The organism is Paraburkholderia sp. UYCP14C (genome assembly GCF_004197395.1).
GTDB lineage: Bacteria > Pseudomonadota > Gammaproteobacteria > Burkholderiales > Burkholderiaceae > Paraburkholderia.
Genome location: NZ_SELS01000002.1, coordinates 110,771 through 133,028 on the forward strand (window position 1 = coordinate 110,771; position 22,258 = coordinate 133,028).

19 protein-coding genes and 1 pseudogene are annotated in these 22,258 nt (G+C 65.7%); 9 read left to right on the plus strand and 11 right to left on the minus strand.

Annotated features, from left to right (window positions below; genetic code table 11):
- Positions 1–54: 54 nt before the first annotated feature.
- The 3 genes and pseudogenes from EVC45_RS02270 to pstS all read right to left on the minus strand — a co-directional run bounded on the left by EVC45_RS02270 (position 55) and on the right by pstS (position 2,511).
- A pseudogene (locus EVC45_RS02270) lies at positions 55–482 on the minus strand (YciI family protein).
- A gap of 211 nt (positions 483–693) precedes the next feature.
- Positions 694–1,350, minus strand: a complete 657-nt coding sequence (locus EVC45_RS02275; RefSeq protein WP_129956413.1) for a hypothetical protein — start codon at positions 1,348–1,350, stop codon at positions 694–696.
- Positions 1,351–1,473: 123 nt separating this feature from the next.
- On the minus strand, positions 1,474–2,511 hold the full coding sequence (gene pstS / locus EVC45_RS02280) for a phosphate ABC transporter substrate-binding protein PstS (RefSeq protein WP_129956414.1): 1,038 nt from the start codon (positions 2,509–2,511) through the stop codon (positions 1,474–1,476).
- Positions 2,512–3,258: 747 nt separating this feature from the next.
- Here pstS and EVC45_RS02285 point away from each other — a divergent pair.
- The gene (locus EVC45_RS02285) at positions 3,259–3,561 is read left to right on the plus strand and encodes a DUF4148 domain-containing protein (protein WP_129956415.1); all 303 of its coding nucleotides are present in this window, start codon (positions 3,259–3,261) and stop codon (positions 3,559–3,561) included.
- Between the two features lie 245 nt (positions 3,562–3,806).
- Here EVC45_RS02285 and EVC45_RS02290 read toward each other — a convergent pair whose 3' ends face one another.
- The 4 genes from EVC45_RS02290 to EVC45_RS02300 all read right to left on the minus strand — a co-directional run bounded on the left by EVC45_RS02290 (position 3,807) and on the right by EVC45_RS02300 (position 6,254).
- Positions 3,807–3,995 carry a hypothetical protein gene (locus EVC45_RS02290; RefSeq protein ID WP_129956416.1) on the minus strand — a complete coding sequence of 63 codons (189 nt, stop codon included), beginning with the start codon at positions 3,993–3,995 and terminating at the stop codon, positions 3,807–3,809.
- A gap of 123 nt (positions 3,996–4,118) precedes the next feature.
- Positions 4,119–4,490, minus strand: a complete 372-nt coding sequence (locus tag EVC45_RS46560) for a response regulator (protein ID WP_248295012.1) — start codon at positions 4,488–4,490, stop codon at positions 4,119–4,121.
- A 22-nt stretch (positions 4,491–4,512) separates the two neighbouring features.
- On the minus strand, positions 4,513–4,836 hold the full coding sequence (locus EVC45_RS46565; RefSeq protein WP_248295013.1) for a hypothetical protein: 324 nt from the start codon (positions 4,834–4,836) through the stop codon (positions 4,513–4,515).
- A gap of 8 nt (positions 4,837–4,844) precedes the next feature.
- Positions 4,845–6,254: a 3-deoxy-D-arabino-heptulosonate 7-phosphate synthase gene (locus EVC45_RS02300; protein WP_129956417.1), complete on the minus strand. Its 1,410-nt coding sequence runs from the start codon at positions 6,252–6,254 to the stop codon at positions 4,845–4,847.
- A 369-nt stretch (positions 6,255–6,623) separates the two neighbouring features.
- Between EVC45_RS02300 and EVC45_RS02305 the strand changes: the two genes are divergently transcribed.
- From EVC45_RS02305 to EVC45_RS02340, 8 genes are all read left to right on the plus strand, one after another.
- Positions 6,624–7,877 carry an MFS transporter gene (locus EVC45_RS02305; RefSeq protein WP_129956418.1) on the plus strand — a complete coding sequence of 418 codons (1,254 nt, stop codon included), beginning with the start codon at positions 6,624–6,626 and terminating at the stop codon, positions 7,875–7,877.
- A 368-nt stretch (positions 7,878–8,245) separates the two neighbouring features.
- Complete coding sequence (locus EVC45_RS02310) at positions 8,246–9,130, plus strand: TetR/AcrR family transcriptional regulator (RefSeq protein WP_129956419.1); 885 nt, start codon at positions 8,246–8,248, stop codon at positions 9,128–9,130.
- 171 nt (positions 9,131–9,301) lie between these two features.
- Entirely contained in the window at positions 9,302–11,800 is a 2,499-nt protein-coding gene (locus tag EVC45_RS02315) for an acyl-CoA dehydrogenase (protein WP_129956420.1), read from the plus strand.
- 148 nt (positions 11,801–11,948) lie between these two features.
- Complete coding sequence (locus EVC45_RS02320) at positions 11,949–13,370, plus strand: 3-oxoacyl-ACP reductase (RefSeq protein WP_129956421.1); 1,422 nt, start codon at positions 11,949–11,951, stop codon at positions 13,368–13,370.
- Positions 13,371–13,384: 14 nt separating this feature from the next.
- Positions 13,385–14,320 carry a MaoC/PaaZ C-terminal domain-containing protein gene (locus tag EVC45_RS02325; RefSeq protein WP_129956422.1) on the plus strand — a complete coding sequence of 312 codons (936 nt, stop codon included), beginning with the start codon at positions 13,385–13,387 and terminating at the stop codon, positions 14,318–14,320.
- A 77-nt stretch (positions 14,321–14,397) separates the two neighbouring features.
- Positions 14,398–15,699 (plus strand): acetyl-CoA C-acetyltransferase, encoded by a 1,302-nt coding sequence (locus tag EVC45_RS02330; protein WP_129956423.1) that lies wholly within the window; start codon positions 14,398–14,400, stop codon positions 15,697–15,699.
- 36 nt (positions 15,700–15,735) lie between these two features.
- Entirely contained in the window at positions 15,736–17,499 is a 1,764-nt protein-coding gene (locus tag EVC45_RS02335; RefSeq protein WP_129956424.1) for an AMP-binding protein, read from the plus strand.
- Positions 17,500–17,602: 103 nt separating this feature from the next.
- Positions 17,603–18,544, plus strand: coding sequence for a DUF1571 domain-containing protein (locus EVC45_RS02340; RefSeq protein WP_129956425.1), 942 nt, complete (start codon positions 17,603–17,605; stop codon positions 18,542–18,544).
- Here EVC45_RS02340 and EVC45_RS02345 read toward each other — a convergent pair.
- The 4 genes from EVC45_RS02345 to EVC45_RS02360 all read right to left on the minus strand — a co-directional run bounded on the left by EVC45_RS02345 (position 18,541) and on the right by EVC45_RS02360 (position 22,234).
- The gene (locus EVC45_RS02345) at positions 18,541–18,963 is read right to left on the minus strand and encodes a hypothetical protein (protein ID WP_129956426.1); all 423 of its coding nucleotides are present in this window, start codon (positions 18,961–18,963) and stop codon (positions 18,541–18,543) included. The genes EVC45_RS02340 and EVC45_RS02345 overlap by 4 nt on opposite strands.
- 72 nt (positions 18,964–19,035) lie before the next feature.
- Positions 19,036–20,613, minus strand: a complete 1,578-nt coding sequence (locus EVC45_RS02350) for an FAD-binding protein (protein WP_129956427.1) — start codon at positions 20,611–20,613, stop codon at positions 19,036–19,038.
- A 155-nt stretch (positions 20,614–20,768) separates the two neighbouring features.
- Positions 20,769–21,674, minus strand: coding sequence for an anti-sigma factor (locus EVC45_RS02355; RefSeq protein ID WP_129956428.1), 906 nt, complete (start codon positions 21,672–21,674; stop codon positions 20,769–20,771).
- A complete protein-coding gene (locus tag EVC45_RS02360; RefSeq protein ID WP_129956429.1) occupies positions 21,674–22,234 on the minus strand; it encodes an RNA polymerase sigma factor in 561 nt (186 codons plus the stop codon). Before EVC45_RS02360 ends, EVC45_RS02355 begins: the two co-directional genes overlap by 1 nt.
- Positions 22,235–22,258 lie beyond the last annotated feature (24 nt).

The window sequence follows — 22,258 nt, forward strand, 5'->3', positions numbered from 1 at the left end:
CAGCCGCAGTTGGACTCCCCTGGCTTACCCCGCAGACTCATGCGGTGAAAATCGTCAACGCATCTGCCCGTCGATTTGCTTGCGCAGACGGTTTTCCTCGTCCTGAAGCTCGGGCGTAAAAGCTTCGCCAAAGTCCGCGGGCTCGAAGAACGGGCGAATCTCGATCTCCGAATCACTGACCATCGGATTCGGGCAGCGCTTGACCCATTCGATCGCTTCGTCCATCGATTGAACTTGCCAGAGCCAGTACCCGGCGATCAATTCCTTGGTTTCCGCAAACGGTCCGTCAATCACGATGCGGTCCTTCCCTGAGAACCTCACTCGAACGCCTGCCGAACTCGGCTCAAGCCGTCGCCGCCCTGCATGATGCCGGCCTTGACCAATTGCTCGTTGTACTGCCCCATCGCCGTGAGGAGTTCCGTACTCGGCATTTGCCCGGCTTCCGATTCGGGGGTTGCCTTGATGATGACCATGACGCGCATTTGGTTTTTCCCTTTGAAGACGAAAATGTTCTGGAGGCAATGGCGCCTCCAGTGACTTCGACGAATGATCGTGGGAGAAATCGACATTCGCAATACATGATTGCGCGATTTTTCAGAGTGCTGCGAATGTGGTCATGCATTGGCCGCCAGGAAACGCCCTCACGTGCAGGCTGTCCGGCCGATGCGGCGCGCCCTTGACGCGCTGCATCAATCAACCCGGCGCGGACGGCAGATGCACCGACGTCGGCGGTCCATCGACACCCTGAACACGCAGCAGGGGCTCCGCATCGCCAGGCACGAGATGGAGTCGTGAGGAAGATCGCACACGCAAAACCGCGGCAAACGCGCGCTCGAAGACGTCGGAATCGTCGTCGGCAGGCATGATCGCCGCGAGCGCCTTGGCGAAGCCCGATGCGCCTTCGATCTCCGCGCTGCTGAAAGCGCTGCCGCCGAGCGAAAAGACGCGCTGCACGTCTTCTTTCAGCTTCTGAAGGGCCGCGGCGACCTTGTCACACGCGTGAGCAGGCGCTCCGACGTCGTCCTGAAGCTCGACTGTGTGCATCGCCGGCATGAGCGCGAGCACGTTCCTGTTGAGATCGACGCGCGCAGCAAGGGTCTTGATGTAGGCCACCTCCACTGGGGGAAGAACCTCGCGCCGGCAACAGCACGCGTGCGCGCGCGCGGCGCCGAGCGTCGCCGATGCAAAACTCGGGAAGTCCTCGAATTGCAGATACCTCGCCGCACAGTCGAGCACGGCGTCGGGTGGCAATTGGAGCTCGTGAGCGACCGACAGGCTGGTCTTCATCACGATCAGGACAAGCTCACCCCACTCGTCCTGACGACAACCTCTGATCGAGCTCGCGGACATCGTAGGCCCCTATATGCATGCCCCGGCTACACGTCACCCGCACCTGCCTGTCCAGCGACCCGAATAGTCGCCCATTGCTCATGCAAACCCGCCGGCGCGCGACGACGCGTCGGGCGGTTGGGCTCACGGCACCGCGACCGCCTTGTGCGCCACCTTTTCGCCCGTATCGGCCGGCCATTGTGAGCGGATCCTGGTCACGACCAGATCCGGCAGCGGTATGTAGTCCAGCGCGCTGACCGTCGGTCCGCCATGACTCAACGCCCAGTCGAAAAACTTCAGCGTGGCTTCGTCGTGGCCGGGCTTGTCCGGTATCGCGGGAAGCAGCACATAGGTCGCGCCCATCACCGGCCAGGCATCCTTGCCCGGCTGGTTGGTCAGCAACTGGAACAGAGAACCCGACCAGTCGGCGCTCGCCGCCGCGGCCTCGAAGGTTGCGGCGCCGGGCTGAACGACGTTACCCGCCGCATTGGTCATGGCCACGTACTTCAAGCGGTTCTGTTTCGTGAAATCCCATGCGACATAGCCGATTGCGCAAGGCAGATAGCCGACGTACGTGGCGATGCCCTCGTTGCCTTTGCCGCCGATGCCGAGCGGCCATCGCACGCTGGTACCCTCGCCGACCCTGCGCTTCCATTCCGGGCTGACCTGCGCGAGGTAGTGAGTCCAGATCAGCGTCGTGCCGGAGCCATCCTGGCGGCGCACCACCGCAATCGGGTAGTTAGGCATCTTGATCTTTGGATTCAGCCGCACGATGGCGGGGTCGTCCCAGAACTGAATCTTGCCGAGAAAGATTTCGGCGATCACCGGCCCCGTCAGCATCACCTCGCCGGCTTTGAGCCCCGGCAGGTTCACGACGGGCACCACGCCGCCGATCACGGTTGGAAATTGCCGCAAGCCGTGGCGGCTCAATTGATCGTCGGTCAGTGGCGCGTCCGATCCTGCGAAGTCGACTTCCCGGGCGATGACCTGCCTGAGCCCATCGGATGAACCCGTGCCCTGATAAATCACCTTGCTGCCCCCCGACTTCTGATAGTCGGCGGCCCAGCGGATGTAGAGAGGAGCGGCGAAGGTGCTGCCGGCTCCCGTAATGTCGGCGGCGTAGGTCACGGCTGCGCATGAACAGCAGATCAGCCCCGCCACGATGGCACGCAATGTTTTCACGGATGTCTCCCGTTGGTTCTTGTTCCGGGACATCGCTGATCCAGACTTGCCAATGCGTCAACTCGTTGGAGGGCGACCGTGCCGGTGATTCAATTTTCAGTTTTCATCGGCTGTGAAGGTCTCCTGCATGGCGCGCCATATCGCACATTAAAGAACGGTGACAGGCCGAATGCCAGTTAAATCGTGCTATCGAACGCACCATGCCCGGCGGCCTCTTCCGCGATCGCGGCAAGCCCGTTTCCGCAATCCCGAGACACGTCAGTCGTCCCCTTCGCGTCCTGTCCCACGGTCGCACGACGGAAAACGCGTCGACCAGAAAACCGATTGCGTCGACACGAGAGTCCCTTCCGTTTCGTCGACGTCTTCGAAGATTTTGCCTTGCATCTAGCATTCATAAAAACCGAATGATGTGGCCATGTTTTTGGTCTTTCTGTCTCAAGAACGAAAACTTGTAGTTCGTCTCAACGGACCGACGCATTGGGCATCGGCCGATGATCAAACCGGAGATTGAACATGCAACGCTTGACAGGAAAAGTTGCTATCGTCACGGGCGCCAGCGCGGGTATCTCGCTGATCGACGGTGGGGCTTCGATTACGCGCACCTGAGTTTTTTGACGCTGATGAACGAACTCGTTATCACAAAAAATAAGCGGCTACCGTGCGGTTCCTCACCTACTCTTTGATCAGCTGAGCCGCGAAAAGTGAATCGCGTCTCAGCCGGAGTCATCAACCAGGAGGTGGGCCATCATGAAGACGTTAGTCCACACAGCTTGCGCGGTCGCCGTCATGGCTTTCCCGATTGCATCGTTGGCGCAATCGGACGGCGGGCTGACGCACGCACAAGTGCAGGCAGAGATTGCACAGCTCGAGCAGGCCGGCTTCAATCCGGCCAATGCGAATACCGTCGACTTTCCTACCTATATGCCGACCACCAGCGCCAGTGCCGCAGGCCAGAGCAGCGGCTACGGCCCTGCGATGAGCGGTACGCAGCAAATGGGCCATCCGGCCGGCACGAGTGGGATGAAGCCGGTGTTCTTTGGCGGATCCTGAACTTGCTCGCCTGACCAACTCAACGATGCAAAGCTTGGCTTCCCTGCCTGGGACGGCGTGAAACGCCTTGCTATGCGCGTTCTCGACAACGCGCTGCAGAAGAAAATCACGAACCTGGTTGCGATTACGAATGGGCTTCTCAATTGATTTCGGACACAGCCCACCCGCGCGCCATATCGCATGGCGCCTGCTGAATTATCAGCCCTCTTTCGCTGAGCGCCGGGGCGCGAGCAGCGAACACCTCATCAGCGCTTCTTGACGTCGACGGTCAGGATTTCGTATCCGGGATCGGCGTTTTCGTGCGCGACCTTGTTCGCTTCCTCATAGGACAGAAACGACGTGGCTTCCTTAATTTCCGGTGCCATGCCGATATCGCCGTCCTCCGCGGTGCAGAGGAATTTCTCGCCGGTCTTCACGACGTAGACGGTCGTCATGTCTCCCTCCATGGCTTGCAGGGGAACTTCCAGTCTAGCAGGCCTGAAGAACCGCACGCGGTTCGCGGAGTCGTCAAAAAGCGCTCCCGAACGACCTGACAGCCTGAACGTGCGGGCGGCCCGTCACCGATCGCCGCGAGCCGGCTGTTGCGTCGAATTCGCCAGCAGGTCCCGCAGCTTCTCCAGCGACCACGGCTTGCTCAGATGATGATCGAAGCCGGCGGCAAGCGCCTGGCTGCGGTCCGAATCCGACGAATAGCCGGTCAGCGCGACGAGTATCGTCCCGTTCAGTTCAGGGTTCGCGCGAATTCTGCGTGCCACCTCGAAGCCGTCCATCACGGGCATCGCCACGTCGACGATGGCGAGTTCCGGCCTGGTTCGCGAGATCAGCTCGATGGCCGCGCGACCATTGTCGACCGCCGACACGCGATAATCCTCGAGGTCGAGCAGCACGCACAGAACGTGCAACGCGTCGACGTTGTCGTCCACCAGCACGATGCGCAGCGGTCTCGACTCGCTACCTTTGTCGATGGATTCGCCAGGCGCCGCTCGCGGCGGCGTTCGCCGTATCGGCAAACGCAACGTGACCCGGGTGCAGACCGGAACAAAGGCCTGCCACCTCGAGCCAGCGGAAGCACCGGCTGTCGGCTACCCCCTCCACCAGACTGATGCCAGCGCTTCCCGCGCAGCATAAAGCCAGCGCCTCGCGTGCAATCGCGTTAAGCAGGTCTTCACGCGAACCGGTTTGCGCGCGCGCGAGCCGCAACAGCGACTGGTTCTCGCGCGCGTAATCCGTCTTTTTGGCTGGACGGCTCGCTAATTCGTCGGCACCGGGAGCCATGACGTGGCCTAGCGCGCCGCGCTCAAGCGTCTGGCGTCCGCGATGCCGACCGCGGCGCGCAAATCGTCCGGATGAACCATCAATTCGCGCACCTCGCGCAGCGTCGCGTACTGGTCGAGCACGGTCCGCCATCTCGGCGACTCGAGCAACTGACGCCACACCGGTTCCAGGTCCGCGCAATCGGCGTCGCGGCCGTGCGCCAGTGCGCCCGCGAAATCGAGGCTGGCGTGGGCCGACAGCAACTGCATCCGGCTCGCGGGACTCAGCACCCGCGGCGCCGCTTCGACCGGTGCGTCGCAGCAATAGAGCACGGTCCTGCGCAGACCGGCCCGGTCGCTCGTCAGCGCGGCCAGCGACGCGCCGCTCAGACGCACCGTCCCCTGCTGCGTGCGGAACGAGTAGACGGTGTGCGGATCCGCGTGCGCGAGCAGCGTCAGTCCGCGCACGAGCCGCGGCAGATCGGTGGTGGCCGCGTCGACCGAGGCCTTCGCTTCGACCAGCAGGCACACGTCCCACGCCGCCGCGTCGGCCGGGGGTCTCGCCTGACGCAGCAGCACCACGTCCCATTCGGTTTTCGCGCGCTCGTGGCTTGCGGGTATCGCGGCCGGCACGCGCATCGAGTTCACGACACGGTACGTGGCGGCCCCACCCTGCGCATCGTTGAGGCGCTGTGCGAGTGCTTCGAGCGCATCGGCGGCCGACGCTTCGACCGCGGCGCCGCGCTGCTTCGAACTCAAGCCTCGCGCGACGGCGGTCGAGCTTCCCGGGCGCGGCCCCTGGCGATCCCACAGCGTCTGGTAGTCACGCACGCGCTCGTCGAAGGTGAGCGCGTGAAGCCGCTGCAAGCGCTGCAACGCGGCACTCGGCAGCAATTGCGCGAGGCCGCGTTGCAGCGCCGCGTCGTGCGCGATTTCCGGCATATCGATGCAAGCCTGCACCGCTTCGGCCAGTTCGGGCCACGCTTCGGCGAACGCCAGCGCGTGCAGGCGCGCCAGCGCGTCGCGTTGCGGGCCGGGTAGCAGCCGCTGCTGTTTGGCCGGATGAGCGATCGCATTGACGGCCGCGTAGATCAGCCGGCGATCGACGCTCGCGTGCGCGGCCAGCGACGCGTACTCGCGCACCACCGCGCTGCGATGCCTCAGCAGCATCGCCTGAAACACCGGGTCGCCGGCTTCCTCGCGCATCGCCTCCCGAATCATCCGCGCGAGCGCCTCGATGAAGAAGCGCTGGTTCGCCGCATCCGGCTCTTCGCCACGCGCGCACGCCTCGCGAGCCCGCTCGATCGCGAGCGCGAGCACGGTGGCCGGACTCGCCTGCTGCGTCGGTACGCAGACGGCCGCGAGCGCCGGCAGGCGAAACCGACGCGCGACAGCGTCGAGCGTCTCGTCGAGCAACGAAGGCGTTGGCGTCACGGACATAGCGATATGTCGATAAGTTAGCTAAGTAACTGTACCTGAACGTTCGATGCGGCGCGCGAACCGGGAGCGGCCGCCCCGTCAAAACGCCATTGCCATAAACTTGCTGAAAAATGGCTCTGGAGAGTTGCTATAAACATTACAAAAAGAGCGATAAATCGAACGGCTAATTACATTTACCCGACATTAAACATGCACTGAGAATTCAGCACGAAAATTGCTGTCCGGATTAACACGGAGAAAAGCGGCTTGAACCATGCAGACGCTTAATGCTCGGCGTACACTGGCCGGCAAGCGCTTGCCATAAGGCGCAAGGGCGACGATGCCGCCCGCGGTCGAACGCGGGTTTGTGGAGACTCAGGAGAACAACCAATGAGCTGGACCCGGGAACAGAGAAACGTCACGATCGCCGCCTATCTAGGCTGGACCCTCGACGCATTCGATTTCTTTCTGATGGTGTTCGTATTGAAAGATATCGCGCAGGAATTCAATACGGACATTCCGTCGGTCGCGGTCGCGATCATGCTGACCTTGATGATGCGCCCGCTCGGCGCATTGATTTTCGGCTGGCTCGCCGACAAGTACGGCCGCCGTCCGACGCTGATGGTCAACATCGCGTGCTTCTCGTTGCTCGAACTGCTGTCCGGTCTGTCGCCCAACCTGATGACGCTGCTCGTGCTGCGCGCGCTGTTCGGTATCGCGATGGGCGGCGAATGGGGTGTGGGTGGCGCGCTGACCATGGAAACCGTGCCGCCGAAATCGCGCGGCATCGTCTCGGGTCTGCTGCAAGCCGGTTATCCGAGCGGCTACCTGCTCGCGTCGATCGTGTTCGGCGTGTTCTATCAATACATCGGCTGGCGCGGCATGTTCTTCGTCGGCGTGCTGCCCGCGCTGCTCGTGCTGTACATTCGCGCGCACGTGCCGGAGTCGCCCGCGTTCCAGACGCTCGAAAAGAAGGTCCGTCCTGGCCTCGTCGCAACGCTCAGGCAGAACATCGGCCTGTCGCTCTACGCGATCGTCCTGATGACGGCGTTCAACTTCTTCTCGCACGGCTCGCAGGATCTGTATCCGACCTTCCTGCGCGTACAGCACAAGTTCGACGCGCACACGGTGTCGCTGATCACGATCACGCTGAACATCGGCGCGATCTGCGGCGGTCTGTTCTTCGGCTGGGTGTCGGAGAAGATCGGCCGCAAGCGCGCGATCTTCATCGCCGCGCTGATCGCGCTGCCGGTGCTGCCGGTGTGGGCCTTCTCGACCACGCCGGTGCTGCTCGCGCTCGGCGCGTTCCTGATGCAGATCTCGGTGCAAGGGGCCTGGGGCGTGATTCCGGTGCACCTGAACGAAATCTCGCCCGATGAAATCCGCGCGACCTTCCCCGGTCTCGTGTATCAGCTGGGCAATCTGATCGCCTCGGTCAACGGTCCGCTGCAATCGAAAGTCGCCGAACTGCACAACAACGACTACGCGCTCGTGATGGCGGTCGTGATCGGCATCGTCGTGATCGTGATCTGCGCGCTGATTCCGTTCAGCCGCGAGCGCCGCGGCATCGATATGACGCAGTCCGCGCGTGAAGCCGCCGGCGCGGGCTCGACGGGCGGCGCGGTCGGAGGACAGCGCGTTTGACGGCTCGAGCGTTCGACCCGAGCGCCTGTCGTGCCGATGCGTTCTGACGCACGACGCTAATTTGCTTCGACGCGTCGAAGCCGGGTGAACCCGGTCGAGCGCGAGGCCAGATTGCATCGCAACGCAATGCGAGGCCGTTCCGATTCGTTCGGAACGGCCTTTTTGTTTTCCGTGGGGCATCACGCGCCGCGCATTGCAAGCACAACGCGCAAGCACAAATTTCGTCAGATCTTCTAGAGGAGTTAGTCCAGCCTGTCCACTTGATCGCACCGACCCTCCTTTCTTATCCTAAAAAAAACGGTCGTTTCAAATATCAACTTGAATCGCTTGTTTGCGAGCCGGCAACGCCGGCAACTGGGAGACGCAACATGGCAGTTCGCACAACAGGCCGGCATGCCGGCGATACGAAGTCGCGCATTCTCGACGCCGCGGAGACGCTGTTCATCGAATGCGGCTATGAGGCGATGTCGCTGCGCCAGATCACTTCGCGCGCCGAAGTCAATCTCGCGGCGGTCAACTATCACTTCGGCAGCAAGGAATCGCTGATTCACTCGATGCTGTCGCGCCGGCTCGATCAGCTGAACCAGGAGCGCCTGAAGCTGCTCGACCGCTTCGACGCGATGCTCGGCGCGCGCCTGACCTGCGAGCACGTGCTCGGCGCGATGTTCATTCCGGCGCTGCGTCTGTCGCGCGATCCGCGGGTCGGCGGCAAAGCGTTTCTTCGTCTGCTCGGGCGCGCCTACACCGATCCGTCGGCGTTCATCCGTGACTTTCTGAACGCGCATTACGAGTCGGTGGCCATGCGCTTCTTCGACGCGTTCCAGCGCGCGCTGCCGCATCTGCCGCGCGAGGAGCTCGGCTGGCGGCTGCACTTCGCGATCGGCGCGCTGTCGGGCGTACTCGCCGGCACCGATACCGACAGCCTGATTGCCGAGTTCTCGCAAGGCAAGTCGATGAACGATCTGCAACTGATCGCGCGTCTTGCGTCGCTGATGGTCGCCGCGCTGAAGGCGCCGCTGCCGGACGGCACACAACTGGCCGCGTTCGCCGCGGTGCTCGGCGATGCGTCCGACTGCGCCGCGGAAGGCACGCTCGCCGGTGCGCCACACGACACCAGCGAGGCAACCTCGTGCGCGATGACATGCGATACGTGGGGCGCGACGCACCGCGGCACGTCGGACGGCGAAAGCCGTGGCGGCAATCTCGAGGCGGCGCCCGTGAGCTATCGGCATGTGCTGCAACGCAGCGCCTGACGACGTGGCCCGGCGATTGCATCACCGCAGGCAAGGCAGACAAGGCAGACAACCGATCGACAGAACGTGAGCCGGCCGCGCCCGCGGATACATTCGCACGCAGATGCGATTTTTGATGCGATCGGAGCAAGGGCTAAAGCCTCAACTCCGATCGACCAAGGAGGAAACGTCATGCCGTGGTTCATCCTGGCGCTCGTCATCGCCGCCTTCGCCCTCGTCTACGTTCAGGCCCGCGCTTCGTGGTGGCTCGCCGCGCTGATCGTCTGGATCGCGGCCGCGCACCTGAGCGGCGCGGCTGGCCCGCTGCTGACGACCCTGCTCGCGATCGTGTTCGTCCCACCCGCCCTCGTGCTGACGCTCAAGCCGCTGCGCCGCGCATGGCTCGCGAAACCGGTGCTCGACACGTTCCGCAAGATCCTGCCGCAGATGTCGCCGACCGAGCGCGATGCGATCGAGGCCGGCACGGTCTGGTGGGACGCCGAGCTGTTCTCGGGCCGCCCGCATTGGGACACGCTGCTCGGCTACGGCCCGGCCACGCTCAGCGCCGAAGAGCAGGCGTTTCTCGAGGTCGAATGCGAGCAGCTGTGCGACCTCGCGAACGACTGGGACACCACGATGGTCTGGCAGGACCTGTCGCCGCAAACGTGGCAGTTCATCAAGCAGCACGGCTTTCTCGGCATGATCATTCCGCAGCAGTACGGCGGCAAACAGTTCTCCGCGTACGCGCATTCGCAGGTCATCATGAAGCTCGCGACGCGCTGCTCGGCCGCGGCCGTGTCGGTGATGGTGCCGAACTCGCTCGGCCCCGCCGAGCTGCTGATGCACTACGGCACCGACGCGCAGAAGAACCACTACCTGCCGCGTCTCGCGCGCGGCGAGGAGATCCCCTGCTTCGCGCTGACGAGCCCGTATGCCGGTTCCGACGCCGCCGCGATTCCCGACGTCGGCATCGTCTGCCAGGGCATCCACGAGGGCCGCGAGACGCTCGGCTTTCGTGTTACGTGGGACAAGCGCTACATCACGCTCGGGCCGATCGCGACCGTGCTAGGCCTCGCGTTCCGCGCGCTCGATCCCGACCATCTGCTCGGCGCGAACGACGAGCCCGGCATCACCTGCGCGCTGATTCCGACCGACCACCCCGGCGTCGACATCGGCCGCCGTCACTGGCCGTTGAACGCCGTGTTCCAGAACGGCCCGAACTCGGGCAAGGACGTGTTCATTCCGCTCGACTGGGTGATCGGCGGACGCGCGCAGGTCGGCAACGGCTGGCGCATGCTGATGGAGTGCCTGGCGGCGGGCCGCGCGATCTCGCTGCCGTCGTCGAACGTCGGGATGGCGAAGCTCGCGGTGCGCGGGACCGGCGCGTATGCCGCGATTCGCCGCCAGTTCCGCACCGCCGTCGGCAACTTCGAGGGCGTGCAGGAAGCGCTCGGCCGCATGGGCGGCAACCTGTACGTGATGGACGCCGCGCGCCGCCTGTCCGCGCAGGCGGTCGATCTGGGCGAAAAGCCGTCCGTGATTTCGGCGATCGCCAAGTATCACATCACCGAGCGTGCGCGCATGGTCATCAACGACGGCATGGACGTGGTCGCCGGCAAGGGTATCTGCATGGGGCCGTCGAACTTTCTGGCGCGCGCTTATCAACAGGTGCCGATCTCGATCACCGTCGAAGGCGCGAATATCCTGACGCGCTGCCTGATCATCTTCGGCCAGGGCGCGATTCGCTGCCATCCGTACGTGTTGAAGGAAATGACGGCGACGCACGAGCCAGATCAGGCGAAGGCCTTGCGCGAATTCGACGCGGCGTTCTTCGGTCACGTGAATTTCACCGTGTCGAACGTGCTGCGCAGCGCCGTGTATGGGATCACCGGCGGCGCGCTGATCGCGAAGCCGCACCGTGCATACGCGCCGCTCCATGCATACTATCGCGCGGCGACCCGACTGTCGACCGTGTTCGCATTGCTCGCCGATGTGTCGATGCTCGTGCTCGGCGGCGATCTGAAGCGCCGCGAACGCATCTCGGCACGCCTCGGCGACGTGCTGTCGCAGCTGTTCCTGATCTCGGCGACATTGAAGCGTTTCGAGGACGAAGGCCGTCAGCAGGCCGACCTGCCGCTCGTGCGCTGGGGCGTCGAAGATGCGCTATACAAGGCGCAGCACGCGCTCGACGGCGTGCTCGCGAACTACCCGAACCGCGCCGCCGCGACGCTCGTGCGGCTGCTCGCGTTCCCGTTCGGCCTGCCGCATGGCGAGCCGTCGGACCGCCTCGGCAGCGAAATCGCCGAGCTGATGCAAACGCCCGGCGCCGCGCGCGAGCGGCTCGTCGCCGACTCGTACGTGCCGCATCCGGACGTCGACGCGCTCGGCTACGGCGAGCTCGTGTTCGCGCTGAATCCGCAGTTCACGCTAATCGAGCAGAAGCTGCGCGACGCCGTCAAGCAGGGGCTGCTCGAACCGCTGCCGCAAAGCCTGCCGCAGCTCGCCGCCTGGACCGACGCGGCGCAACGCCAGGGGCTCATCGACGCGGACGAGCGGCGCGTGCTCGACGACTACGCGCGCTACGGCGCGCACGTCGTCAAGGTCGACGATTTCCCCGCCGATTTCGACATGCTCGCGAATTTGCAGCAGCGCAAGCAGGCGCTCGAAAAGGCGCTGGAGCAGGCGGCCTGATGCGCGCGCGCTCACGCAGAATAAACTACCGACGCGGCGTGGCAAACCGTACCCGAGTCACACAACTCAAGGCACACTGACACACGTCCGACGCCCCTGAAAAAAACCAGAGGCTGGCGGCGGCGCGTCCAGCGGAGCAACCGATAACATGAACGACTCCTACCTGAAGTTCGTCAACTCGCCGTTCGGCGGCCGCCTCGCGCGCTCGCTCGGACTGCCGAATCCCGAGGTGCTGCGGCGCTATCGCGCGGACCGGCCCGAGTTCGACGGTCTGATCGCGATCGGCGCGGGCCGCGAGCCGCGCCTGTTCGACGCGCTCGCGAGTCTGATCGCCAGCATCGGCATGACGAGCGTCGCGCACGAAAGCGCCGGGCTCTGGGTGCCGCTCGCCAATCGCCACGGCTTGATGACCGGCCGCTTCGAGCCGGCCGAAGCCGCTTCGCCGGGCAAGCTCGCCGCGCTGCTGTTCGACGCGAGCGGTATCGACGACAGCAGTCAGCTCGAAGCGCTGCACGGCTTTTTCCACGACACGCTGCGCTCGCTCGGCAAGTGCGGGCGCATCGTCGTGCTGGGCCGGCCGCCCGAGGCCTGCGCGGGCCCGCGTCAATGGACCGCCCAGCGCGCGCTCGAAGGGCTCGTGCGCTCGCTCGGCAAGGAAGCGCGGCGCGGCATCACCGCGAATCTCGTGTACGTCGAGGACGGCTCTGAAAGTGCCGTCGACGCGACGCTGCGCTTTTTCCTGTCGCCGCGCTCGGCCTATGTGTCGGGTCAGGTGGTGCGAATCTCGGCCAATCGCGACGGCGCGAGCCCGCACGACCCTCTCCCGTTCGACTGGCGCCAGCCGCTCGCCGGCCGGCGCGCGCTCGTCACGGGCGCCGCGCGCGGCATCGGCGCGGCCATCGCGAGCGTGCTCGCGGCCGAGGGCGCGCAGGTGATCGGCCTCGACATTCCGTCCGCGCGCGACGCGCTCGACGCGACCATGCGACAGCTGAACGGCAGCGCGCTCGCGTTCGACATCGCCGCGCCCGAGGCGCCCGCGCAGATCGTCGCCGCGCTCGACGAGCTCGGCGTCGACATCGTCGTGCACAACGCCGGCATTACGAAGGACAAGACCATCGCGAAGATGACCGGCGCCGCGTGGCAAAGCGTGATCGACATCAACCTGAGCGCGCAGGAGCGCATCGACGACGCGCTGCTCGCGGGCGGCATCCTGCGCGACGGCGGGCGCATCGTCGCGGTGTCGTCGATCAGCGGCATCGCGGGCAATCCCGGCCAGACCAATTACGCGACGTCGAAGGCCGGCGTGATCGGACGGGTGCAGAGCATGGCGCCGCAACTGCGCGCGCGCGGCATCACGATCAACGCGGTCGCGCCCGGCTTCATCGAAACGCAGATGACCGCGAAGATTCCGCTCGCGATCCGCGAGGCCGGCCGCCGCATGAACTCGATGAGCCAGGGCGGCCAGCCGGTCGACGTCGCGCAAACCATCGCGTGGCTCGCGCATCCGGGCTCGGCCGGCGTGACGGGCCAGGTCGTGCGCGTGTGCGGTCAAAGCCTGATCGGCGCCTGAACGGGAGCATGGGCATGGACGAACCGCGTGATCCGTTCGGCAGCCGTCATCTCGCGCCCGCGCCGGGCGGCGACGGCGCGCGGCCGAAAACCGTCGTCATCGACACGCTGCCCGCGCCGGCGAAGCTGTACGGGCGCGCGCTGACGGGCATCGTCAAGCGCGGCCGCGACTCGCGGCTGCCGCCGTTGCGGCTCGTGCGCCCCGCCGTCGCGCTCGAGCCCGGCCCCGTGTGGCGCTATGCGCGCGTATGCGGCTTCATCCCCGAGCACGGCGTGCCGCTCACCTACCCGCATCTGCTGGCGTTTCCGTTGCATCTGCTGATGCTGACCGACCCCGCGTTTCCATGGCCCGCGCTCGGCCTCGTGCATCTGGCCAATCACGTGCGGCTGCGCCGGCCGCTCGCGTACAAGGACCTGTTGCGCATCGAGGTCGAATTCGGCGCGCTGCTGCGTCACGACAAGGGCCAGGCGTTCGTCGTGCATACCCGCATCTATCGACGCGGCGAGGCGGTGTGGGACGGCGACAGCGTTTATCTGAAGCGCGCGGTGCCGGCGCTCGGCTATCCGCTCGAAGCGCTGACGCTCGGCCCCGAGCGGTTGCAGCGGATCGCGCGCTGGCAGCTCGCGCCGCAACTGGGCCGCGATTACGCGAGCGTGTCGGGCGACTACAACCCGATCCACATGAGTGCGTTGTCGGCGAAGGCGTTCGGCTTTCCGCGCGCGATCGCGCACGGCATGTGGACGCTTGCGCGCGCCGCGTCGTCGCTGCAGCCGCCCAAGCCGCTCGCCGAAGCGACGCTCGCCGCCGAGTTCAAGGTGCCGATGCTGCTGCCGGGCGAAGCGTCGCTGTGGAGCGCGTCGCCGTCGTTGATCGAGCGCGATCTCGAGGTGCGCGATATTGCCGGGGAGAAGCCGCATTTGCGCGGGCGCATGCAGTGGCGGCTGCTGTGAGGTGTGAGCGCGCCGTTCGCAGCGTGTGCAGCGTGTGCATCGACCAATAATCTGGGAACGACCCAAAGGAGCCGAGCATGTCCCACCCGCAACCCGCCGTGCGCCGCGTCGCCATCGTCGGGGGCAACCGGATTCCGTTTGCCCGCTCGAACACCGCGTATGCGAGCGCATCGAATCAGGACATGCTGACGTTCACGCTGCAAGGGCTGATCGATCGCTACGACCTGCACGGCGTGCGTCTGGGCGAAGTCGCGGCGGGCGCGGTGATCAAGCACTCGCGCGACTTCAACCTGACGCGCGAGTCCGTGCTGTCCACCACGCTCGCGAAGGAAACCCCCGCCTACGACGTGCAGCAGGCCTGCGGCACCGGCCTCGAAGCCGCGCTCCTCGTCGCCGGCAAGATCGCGCTCGGGCAGATCGACGCGGGCATCGCGGGCGGCGTCGATACCACCTCCGACGCGCCGATCGGCGTCAACGAGCGCATGCGCAAGATCCTGCTCGAAGCGAATCGCGGCAGGAGCACGGGCGAGCGTATCGCCGCGTTCAGCAGGCTGCGGCCCGGCATGTTCTTCAAGCCGCTGTTGCCGCGCAACGTCGAGCCGCGCACGGGGCTGTCGATGGGCGAGCATTGCGAGCTGATGGCCAAGCGCTGGAACATTTCGCGCGAGGCGCAGGACGTGCTCGCGTTCGAGAGCCATCGCAAGCTCGCCGATGCTTACGCGCGCGGCTTCGTCAACGATCTGATGACGCCGTACAAAGGCCTCGCGCGCGACAACAACCTGCGCGCCGACCTGTCGCTCGAAAAGCTGTCGAGTCTGAAGCCGGTGTTCGACCGCGACGCCGGCACGCTGACCGCCGGCAATTCGACGCCGCTGACCGACGGCGCGTCCGCGGTGCTGCTCGCGAGCGAAGCGTGGGCGGCCGAGCGCGGCCTGTCGGTGCTCGCGTATCTGAGCTGGTCGGAAACCGCGGCGGTCGACTTTTTCGACAAGCGGGAAGGCCTGTTGATGGCGCCCGCCTACGCGGTGCCGCGCATGCTCGCGCGCGCCGGACTCGCGTTGCAGGACTTCGATTTCTATGAGATCCACGAAGCGTTCGCGGCCCAGGTGTTGTGCACGCTCGCGGCATGGCAGGATGACGAATATTGCCGCACGCAGCTTGGCCTCGCCGGCGCGCTCGGCGCGATCGATCGCGCGAAGCTCAACGTGAATGGCGGCTCGCTCGCGACCGGCCATCCGTTCGCGGCGACGGGCGGACGGATCGTCGCCGCGCTCGCGAAGATGCTCGCGCAGCTCGACAAGCCGGCCGGCAGCGCACGCGGGCTGATCTCGATCTGCGCGGCGGGCGGCCAGGGGGTCGTCGCGATCGTGGAACGCTAGCGCGGCAGCGGATACCAACACTTCAGGAGACAACCGATGACCGAGCCCACCCAAGCGCCGTTGCACGTGCCGGACGCAGGCAGCGCGCGCGCACCGAACACCGACGGCATCTGGTACGCGTCCTACCCGGACGACGTGCCGCGCGACATCGACGTCACGCAATACGAGTCGATCGATCAGTTCTTCGACGAATGCACCGCGCAGTTCCGCGAGCGCGTTGCGTATGTGAGCGTCGGCGCGAACCTGACGTACGGCGAGCTGGGCCGCAAGGCAAGCGCGTTCGCGGCGTACCTGCAAAGCATCGGCGTGAAACCGGGCGAGCGCGTCGCGATCATGCTGCCGAACACGTTCCAGTATCCGGTCGCGCTGTTCGGCACGATCAAGGCGGGCGCGGTGGTCGTCAACGTGAATCCGCTCTACACGGTGCGCGAACTCGCGCATCAGCTAAAGGACAGCGGCGCGCAGACCATCGTCGTGTTCGAGAACTTCGCGAAGACGCTCGAAGATGCGCTGCCCGGCACCAAGGTGCGCAACGTGATCGTGACCGGCCTCGGCGATCTGCTCGCGGACGGCGCGAACCTGAAGGGACACCTGCTCAACTTCATGCTGCGTCATGTGAAGAAGATGGTGCCCGCCTTCAGGCTGCCGCAGGCGGTGCCGCTCCTGAAAGCGCTTTCGGCCGGTTATTCGCTGCCGCACACGCCGGTGCGCGCGAGCCACCAAGACATCGCGTTCCTGCAATACACGGGCGGCACGACCGGCGTCGCGAAAGGCGCGATGCTCACGCACCGGAACATCATCGCCAATCTGTTGCAGGCGAAGGCGTGGGCCGCGGGGCAGTTGTCCGGCGAAGTCGAAACGGTGCTCACGCCGCTGCCGCTTTATCACATCTACTCGCTGACCGTGAACGCGCTGATCTTCATGGGGCTCGGCGGGCGCAACATCCTGATCGCGAATCCGCGCGACATGAAGCGCGTGATGATGATCATCCGTCACGAAAAATTCACCAGCATGACCGCGGTCAACACGCTCTATAACGCGTTCCTCGACAACGAGGAATTCTGCCAGCGCGACTTTTCCGACCTGAAACTCGCGATGGCGGGCGGCATGGCGACGCAGAAAGCCGTCGCCGAGCGCTTCAAGGCGGTGACGGGCAAGCCGATCGTCGAGGGCTACGGGCTCACCGAGTGTTCGCCGATCGTATCGATGAATCCGGTCGATCTGACCAACCTGCGCGACTTCGAAGGCTCGATCGGTTTGCCCGCGCCGTCCACGCAGGTGCGCTTCAGGAAAGACGACGGCCGCTGGGCCAATATCGGCGAGGCGGGCGAACTGTGCGTGAAGGGTCCGCAGGTGATGAAGGGCTACTGGAACCGCCCCGAGGAAACCGCCAGGGTGATCGACGACGACGGCTGGCTCGCGACCGGCGACATCGGCGTGATGGACTCGCGCGGCTTTATCCGTCTGATCGATCGCAAGAAGGACATGATCCTCGTGTCGGGCTTCAACGTGTATCCGAACGAAATCGAGGACGTGATCGCCGCGCATCCGGACGTGCGCGAAGTCGCCGCGATCGGTGTGCCCGATGCCGTGCAGGGCGAGCGCGTGAAGGTCTTCATCGTGCGGCGCACGCCGACACTGACTGCCGAGCAGGTGATCGCGTACTGCCGCAAGAATCTGACTGGCTACAAGGTGCCGAAGCTCATCGAGTTCCGCGACGAGCTGCCGCAAACCAACGTCGGCAAAATTCTGCGCCGCGCGTTGCGCGACGAGGAACTCGCGAAGCAGAAGTCTGCCTGACGGGAATAAGCGTTGCTTCGAAGCGTTATTGCTGTGTTGCTTCGCTTTTTCCTTTCTGCCTTGCACGTTGCATGAGCGGCTGCGTCACTTTCTGGAGAAATTCATGAAGCATCGCCTGTCCGCCCGTTCGCATCGCCGGCGGCAATGCTTGCTGCCGGGTGCGCTGCTCGTCGCGACCACCCTGCTGTCGATGCCGGCGGCCTTCGCGCAGAATGACGACCGCCCGCCCCCGCTCGACGCCGCGAGCGTCGTCAAGCCGCCCACCACGCCGGCCGCTCAGGTCGGCAAGCTGACGCTCGACCGGCAGGTCAAATGGCTGCGCGCCGCCCAGCAAAGCGGCGCGCTCGAACAACTCGACGACGCGCAACTGGTCGCGCTGTTCCAGTCGCTGGATCCGCTGACGCTGCCGCGCTATATCAAGGAGGGGCCGAACGGCTATCCATCGTACGAGTTCACGATGTCGCGCTCCGAACGCATTCGCGGCATATGGCCCAACAAATCCGATCACATGCTCGTGCGGGTCGCGCACGACCCGCTGCGCATCTACGCGAAGTGGCTGCCCGACGGCGCGCACGCGGGACAGGAAATCATCTACGACGAATCGAAGCGCAGCGACGAAACGTACGGCCACCTCGGCGGCGTCATGAGCGTGATTCCCTTGTGGACCTCGCTGACCGGCGTGCTCGCACGCTCGCAATCGAATCACACCGTACGCGATCTCGGCACCGAGTACGTCGCCGATCAATACCTGAGCGAAGGAAAAAAATACGCCGAGGCCGGCTTGCCGCGTTCGACGCAGATCGAAGTGAAGACGATCGACGGCGTGCGCGTCGTCGCGTTCACGTTCGAAACGCCGGTCGGCCAGCCGCAGTTCTACGCGAAAAAGGAAACGCTCGGGCTCGATCTGCGGCATCCGTTCTTTCGCAGCGTCGAGTCTTACGACAACGACGGCAAGCTGTTCGAGCAGATCGTGTTCGAGAGCATCACGCCGAAGACCTTCGACGCTTCGACCTTCGATCCGAAGAACAAGAACTATAAGTTCTAGCCGCGCGGCGTCAGCGCGAAGGCCACGTGGGCGGGTTGAGCATGCAGCCCCGCGCGCGCTTCGTGCCGATGCTCGACGAAGCGGCCCGTGCGAAGCGCGAGGTGTTGCAGGACGAAGTAATCGGACGCGCGCGTGAAGCCGATCAGTGCGGGCGGCGCGTGCGGGGTGCGGCCATCGCCTAGCAGCGGCGCGAGTGTGGTGAACCAGAGCGCGCCGGCATCGTCGCCGGTTTCGAAGGTCGGCAAGCGAAGATGCGCGGCATAGCGTGCGAACGACGCGCCGCATTCGAGCGTCGAGTCGACGATCGCGAACGCGCGTGCATCGTCGGCGCACGCGGCGGCTTGCGCGAGCCACGGCCATGCGCCGCCCGCGGCCGTCGCGAGCCATGCGCCGGTGAGCATGAAAGTGCGTCGATCCATTGATCGTGTGCGTCCCTTTTCGTTGCGGTTCGGTTTGCGGTTCGGTTTGCCTTGCCAGTACGCACGTGTCGCTCACGTGTACCCTCGCCGGTCGCGCCATGCCGCCGGCCAGATGCCCTGCTTGCCCGGCGCGAGAATGCCGTTCGGGTCGAGCGTATCTTTCAGCGTTTCCGCGAAGCGCAGCAACGCGCCGTCGTTGAAGCTGTATTGCGCGGCCGCGAAATCCATGTACGCGAGATGCGCGCGATATTCGCCGTAGCCGGCCGCGCGCGCATCGCTCATCAGCGAGCGCAGCAGCGCGCCGGCCTGCTCCACCTGGTTCGCGTCGTCACGATCGAAGATCGCCGCGAAAATGTGATGCAGATGCCGCGCACCCGCCGTGAAGCCGCCGTAGTAATCGAAGCCGTATTCCGCGGCGCGCGCTTTCACCATCGTGTACTGGCGCATCGCGTCGCGCCCCGTCGCCGGACAGATCGGCGCGAAGTCGACGTGCGCGCCCGCGCCGCCGCGCCAGTCGAGCATGCGAAACGCGGTCATGGCGGGAATGCCGGCCATGTTGCGGTCGCCGCCGCCGGTCGGCTGCGCATCGCCCGCATAACGCGCCGCCGCGAGCCGCGCCTCGGGCACCCGCGCGAATGCGCGCTCGATCAACGCGTAGCGCGCGTCGATCAACTCGGGCGTGCCGTACAGCGCGAAATGCAGGTTCCAGCGCCCGACGCCGAGTTTGTCGAGCATCGCCTGCACCGCGCTCTCGGGCATCGCGCCCGTGCCGTCGTACCACTGTCGGCGTGGCGACAGGCTCGCCGCGCGCCGCAAGCCGCCCTCGATCACCGCGTGATTACGGATCGTGCCGTCGAGCCGCAGCGGCCGCAGCGTCTCGACGATCGCCTCCAGATCGGCCTCGCGTCGAAACTGGATTTCGCCGAGCAGGTACGCGGGCGGCGCGGGCATCAGCCACACACCGAGCTTCGTGACGATGCCGTAGTTCGACTGCATGAACATCGCATCGAACGACGGTCCGTAGCCCGGCTGATACAACTGCCACGCAGTGCCGATCTCGATGCCGCCCATGCCGGTGCGCAGCACGTCGCCGTTGGCGAGCACCACCTCCATGCCGCATTGCGCGGCCGCGTGGTCGCCGTAGTCGGTATAGCCGAAGCCGCGCTCGAGCGTGTTGCCGACCACGCTGCCCCAGCCGGCGGCCGGTGGATCGACCCACAGCTTGTAGCCTTTGTCGCGCAGATGCGCGTACAGATCGAAGTAGCTGACGCCGGGTTCGACGAGCGCATAGGCGAGGGTTTCGTCGACTTCGAGAATGCGGTTCATGCGCTGCAAGTCGAGCACGACCGAGCCGGTCAGACGCGGCGCGGCGCCGCCGTACGCGAAGTTGCGCCCGGTCGACACGGTCCACAGCGGAATCCGGTATTGATTGGCGACGCGCAGCACCGCGCGGATTTCATCGACCGACGCGGGCAGCAGCGCGGCGCTGGCGGCAAACGCGGCTCGCTCGCCAGGCGCGAACGGATCGACATAGGCGGCGAGGCCGGCGGCGGAACTCAGCACATGCGCGTCACCGACGATCGCGCGCCAGCCGGCGAGTGCGCGGTCGAACTGTGCGGCGGACAGGTTGGGCGGCAGCGTCTGGGGCAAGGCGTCTCCTTGTCGGGCGACCGGCTGCGGGCGACCGGCATCGGGCAACCGGCTGCGGACGGCTGCGGACGGGCGGCTGCGGGTGGCGCGTGCGGCCCGCGCAGGCAGCAATTCACGCGTCGCCGCTGACGGCCTTTACGACACGCTACCGCCTGCTACTGCTGCCACGTCTCAGGCTTTCCACCGAGTGCGCTGCACACGTCCATCGCGATCTCGCGCAACTTGCCTTCCGCGATCGCGCCGGACAGCGCGTAACCCAGGCCGTCGCTGATCCAGTAGAAGGTGCGGCGATTGCCATCGCGAAACAGGCGGAACATGGTTTCGTCGCGCGTGACGCCGGTCACGTACAGCGTCAGGCGCGCACCGGCCTGGTTCTCGTACATGAACTGCGCGGCCGGTCCGGCCTCGCCCGGCAACAGCCGGCCGCCCACCAGCGAATAACCATACTCCTGCAGAGACGGCACCGACAGCGGCCGGTTCAGCCGCTTCGACAGCCACGAGATCAGATGCTCCTCTTCGCTCGCGGCGACTTCGACCGGATGACGCCGCTCCGGCGAGTACACCGCGTATGCGATATCCGCGCGCTGCGCAAATCCGGCCGGTTGGCCGCCGGAACCGCTCCACGCGGCGCCGGTCAGCCGCGGCGCGAGCGGACCGAGCGCCAGCGCGAGCCCGGCACCGGCCGCGAGCCAGCAGGCGGCGAGACCCACGCGCTGCCACCATGGCCGCGTACGCCGTACGACGATGAAAGCGGGCTCCTCCGCATCCGTGGACTGGCTGCCTGCATAGGATCGCTCGACGCGCTCGGCGGCTTGCTGTTCATCGTCCCACTCCCCTGCTTGCGCTTGCCGCGCATCCCCGACCGGCACGCCGCACAGCGCCCGCAGCGCCGCCTTCTGCGCGCGCCACGCGGCGACGCGCGCGGCGGCCTGCGGATGCTCGCGAAGCTGCCTTTCGATCGCGGCGCGCCGCTCTTCCGGCAATTCGCCATCGACATAGGCCGACAGCGCGCGCGGATCGAGCTCGTCGGGCAAGCCAGAATCGAAATCGTCGTTGTTCATTATCGGTTTCTCACCACTTTCAGCGGCGCGACCTTGTGGGCCGCCCGCGGCGCAGCGGGCTGCGGTCCGTGCATCGGCCCCGGCGGCTCCTCGCCCAGCAACGCGCGCATGTGCTCGCGCGCCCGCGACAGCCGCGACATCACCGTACCGATCGGCACCCCCAGCGCGCTCGACGCCTCCTGGTACGTCAGCTCCTCGACACATACCAGCAGCAGCACCTCACGCTGCTCGAGCGGCAGGCAGTACAGCGCGCGCTGCACGTCGCGCAGCATCAGACCGTCGACCTCGCCGCGCGGCGCCTCGAGATTGCGCCACGGCGCGCTTTCCTCGTCGACGGCGATTTCGCGGCGCCCGCGCAACTGGTCGATGTACAGATGCCGCAGGATCGTCAGCAGCCACGCGCGCAGGTTGCTGTTCGGCCGGAACGCCGACCAGCGCGCGAGTGCACGCTCCGCCGTATCCTGCACCAGATCGTCGGCCCAGGCGCGGTCACCCGTCAGTGCGCGCGCATAGCGGCGCAGCTGGGGCAGCCACGCGATCACTTCCGCTTCGAATGTCACCCGGTGTGCCAGGCTCGGTCGCGG

Bases quoted from the DNA above. Each gene is read 5' to 3' on its own strand.
- EVC45_RS02275 (WP_129956413.1), bottom strand. From the start codon at position 1,350: ATGTCCGCGAGCTCGATCAGAGGTTGTCGTCAGGACGAGTGGGGTGAG.
- EVC45_RS02285 (WP_129956415.1), top strand. From the start codon at position 3,259: ATGAAGACGTTAGTCCACACAGCTTGCGCGGTCGCCGTCATGGCTTTC.
- EVC45_RS02290 (WP_129956416.1), bottom strand. From the start codon at position 3,995: ATGACGACCGTCTACGTCGTGAAGACCGGCGAGAAATTCCTCTGCACC.
- EVC45_RS46565 (WP_248295013.1), bottom strand. From the start codon at position 4,836: ATGGCTCCCGGTGCCGACGAATTAGCGAGCCGTCCAGCCAAAAAGACG.
- EVC45_RS02300 (WP_129956417.1), bottom strand. From the start codon at position 6,254: ATGTCCGTGACGCCAACGCCTTCGTTGCTCGACGAGACGCTCGACGCT.
- EVC45_RS02305 (WP_129956418.1), top strand. From the start codon at position 6,624: ATGAGCTGGACCCGGGAACAGAGAAACGTCACGATCGCCGCCTATCTA.
- EVC45_RS02310 (WP_129956419.1), top strand. From the start codon at position 8,246: ATGGCAGTTCGCACAACAGGCCGGCATGCCGGCGATACGAAGTCGCGC.
- EVC45_RS02315 (WP_129956420.1), top strand. From the start codon at position 9,302: ATGCCGTGGTTCATCCTGGCGCTCGTCATCGCCGCCTTCGCCCTCGTC.
- EVC45_RS02320 (WP_129956421.1), top strand. From the start codon at position 11,949: ATGAACGACTCCTACCTGAAGTTCGTCAACTCGCCGTTCGGCGGCCGC.
- EVC45_RS02325 (WP_129956422.1), top strand. From the start codon at position 13,385: ATGGACGAACCGCGTGATCCGTTCGGCAGCCGTCATCTCGCGCCCGCG.
- EVC45_RS02330 (WP_129956423.1), top strand. From the start codon at position 14,398: ATGTCCCACCCGCAACCCGCCGTGCGCCGCGTCGCCATCGTCGGGGGC.
- EVC45_RS02335 (WP_129956424.1), top strand. From the start codon at position 15,736: ATGACCGAGCCCACCCAAGCGCCGTTGCACGTGCCGGACGCAGGCAGC.
- EVC45_RS02340 (WP_129956425.1), top strand. From the start codon at position 17,603: ATGAAGCATCGCCTGTCCGCCCGTTCGCATCGCCGGCGGCAATGCTTG.
- EVC45_RS02345 (WP_129956426.1), bottom strand. From the start codon at position 18,963: ATGGATCGACGCACTTTCATGCTCACCGGCGCATGGCTCGCGACGGCC.
- EVC45_RS02355 (WP_129956428.1), bottom strand. From the start codon at position 21,674: ATGAACAACGACGATTTCGATTCTGGCTTGCCCGACGAGCTCGATCCG.